Genomic DNA, 2,338 nt, shown 5'->3' on the forward strand with positions numbered 1-2,338 from the left:
GACGCTGATGCCCGCCGTGATGCACGTCGACACGTTACTCTCGCGCTATCCCGAAATACTGCCGATGCTGGAAGCGATGGCGCGCGAGGCGAGTCTCGAGCGGGCTGGCGCTGCGGGTATTCTGTCCCGGCTAGCCGACGTCGTGGCTGCCAGCATCGTACGGGGTTGGGTCGAGTGTGGCTGCGCCGACATCGGTGGCTGGATCGAGGCGTTGCGCGACCCGCGTTTGGGTAAGGTCATCGCCGCCGTCCACCGCGAGCCCGGCGGCGATTGGACGGTCGCCGCCATGGCGGCGGAGATGGGCAGTTCGCGCTCGGTATTCGCCGAACGCTTCCGCGGCTCGCTGGGCGTTTCACCGCTCGGCTACGTCACACAACTGCGCATGCGTCTGGCCACGCAGTGGATCGCCGAAAAGCAATTATCGATCGAGCAAGTCGCCTGGCGCCTGGGCTATGGCTCTCAGGCCGCCTTCAGTCGCGCGTTCAAACGCTCGACCGGACAGACGCCGGGAAAGTTCAGGCACGGCTAAGTGACCTCGCCAAGCGTAGCAGGCCGAGGCCGGCTCGGAGCTTTGCGGCTGATGATGGGCCTCAGCGATGCGAGGCCGCCAAGGTCCCTCCGGCGGCAATGAATAAGCTGCCCGTGGTGCGATTGAACAGCTTCACGCGGCGTGGACTACGAAACCAACGACCGATCCCTGAGCCCATCGTGGCGTAGCTCGACATGGTGGTGAGGTCGATGGCCAGCCAGGTCAGCGACAGAATCGCAAATTGCGGCAGTTGCGAGGCACCGAGGTCAATGAAGCCGGGAAACAATGCGCCGAAGAAAAGTAGGTCCTTGGGATTGCTGATACCCACAGTAAAACCGCGCCATAAGAGGGCACGCGTACCGGTTCGCTCGATGGGCTGCGAGCTCTGTGCGGCATTGCCCGTCATTGACGCCGCCGTCATCGGTGCGCGCCATGCCTGTACGCCTAGATAGATGAGATACGCCGCGCCCACGCCCTTGAGAAACGTGAAGGCAAGCTCAGAAGTTGCCAGGATAGCCCCCAGCCCCAAAGACGACAGCCCCATGAGAACCAGCGATGCCGTCGCCCCACCGATTACCGTCGCTAGCGCGCGTTGTCGGCCATGGCGCAGCCCATGATGCATGCATAACAAGGCCACTGGGCCGGGAAAAGCGATCAGTGCGGAGATAACGCCGACATAGGTTAGCCACGTCGTCAGCTCCATGGAACTAACCTCCGTTCATGAGTGGGTCGTGTTTATGAATGGGCGCGCATGGCCACCGGATATTCATGGCGGGTGACCAAGCGATGATATATCAATTCTCTGCTTGTTGCTTCACATTCACGCCAACGGCCAACGCCGTACGCTTTCCAGCCTCGTTCACGGCACCATGGCCAACGCCTATCCGCAGGCCATCGGCATTCAGGAGGCGTTTCCCGAGCGACAAGTCATCGCCATGTGCGGCGACGGCGGCCTGACCATGCTGATGGGCGATCTTCTCACCCTCAAGCAAGAGAAAGTGCCGCTCAACATCGTCGTTTATAACAACAGCTCGCTGGGCTTCGTCGAGCTCGAACAGAAGGTCGAAGGCCTGCTCGACAGCTACACTGACCTCGAGAATCCCGACTTCAATAAACTTGCCCAGGCCATGGGTATCTGGGGCAAACGCGTCGAGGAAGCCCACGAACTCAAGCCCGCTATCACTGAATGGCTCAACCATGACGGTCCCGCGCTACTCGACGTCAAGGTCAACCGTATGGAGCTCGTCATGCCCCCCAAGGTAGCCGCCGGAGAAGTCGCTTCCACCGCACTCTACTCCACTAAAGCCGTCCTCAACGGCCGCATGGAAGACGTCGTCGACCTCGTCAAAAGCAACTTCTTCGAGCGCTAAGCCGTCAAAAGTTAATGCTCACTCTCAACCGGGCGCTGACAAACGCCCGGTTTTTCGTAGTGTTAGGCTGGGTGACGGATATCGCGACTAACTTAATCTCGTAGCGCCATGTCTTCAGATCACCTTCTTGCGTAGCCAGGCGGCGACGGCCTCACCGGCGATGACGAGCACGATGATGGCCAGCAATACGGTGGCGACGGTGGGCCAGTCCAGCGTGTCGATGGCACCCTGGAGAATCACGCCGATGCCGCCGGCGCCTACCAGACCGAGCACGGTAGATTCACGCAGGTTGATGTCCCAGCGCAGGATGCTGACTGCGAAGAAGGTTGGGACCACCTGCGGCACGATGGCATAGAGGATGACCTTGGCGCGCGAAGCGCCGGTCGCTTCCAGAGCCTCCACCGGGCGACGATCGATCTCCTCGATGGCCTCACCCATC

General features: G+C 61.1%; 4 protein-coding genes. 2 read left to right on the plus strand and 2 right to left on the minus strand.

What is annotated here, in order from left to right:
• On the plus strand, positions 1-529 hold a 529-nt coding region (locus tag OP495_RS17250), incomplete at its 5' end, for an AraC family transcriptional regulator (protein ID WP_280570979.1).
• 61 nt (positions 530-590) lie between these two features.
• Here OP495_RS17250 and OP495_RS17255 read toward each other — a convergent pair.
• A complete protein-coding gene (locus OP495_RS17255; RefSeq protein WP_280570980.1) occupies positions 591-1,232 on the minus strand; it encodes a LysE family transporter in 642 nt (213 codons plus the stop codon).
• Between the two features lie 103 nt (positions 1,233-1,335).
• Between OP495_RS17255 and OP495_RS17260 the strand changes: the two genes are divergently transcribed.
• Positions 1,336-1,899 (plus strand): thiamine pyrophosphate-dependent enzyme, encoded by a 564-nt coding sequence (locus OP495_RS17260; RefSeq protein WP_280570981.1) that lies wholly within the window; start codon positions 1,336-1,338, stop codon positions 1,897-1,899.
• Between the two features lie 114 nt (positions 1,900-2,013).
• Here the strand turns inward: OP495_RS17260 and OP495_RS17265 are convergent.
• Positions 2,014-2,338: ABC transporter permease subunit (locus OP495_RS17265; protein WP_280570982.1), on the minus strand; the 325-nt coding region annotated here is incomplete at its 5' end.

The sequence above is a fragment of the Chromohalobacter sp. 296-RDG genome, from assembly GCF_029889885.1.
Taxonomy (GTDB): Bacteria; Pseudomonadota; Gammaproteobacteria; order Pseudomonadales; family Halomonadaceae; genus Chromohalobacter.

What these genes read in the sequence shown, in the direction of transcription:
- OP495_RS17255 (WP_280570980.1), bottom strand. Translation starts at nt 1,232, where the DNA reads ATGGAGCTGACGACGTGGCTAACCTATGTCGGCGTTATCTCCGCACTG.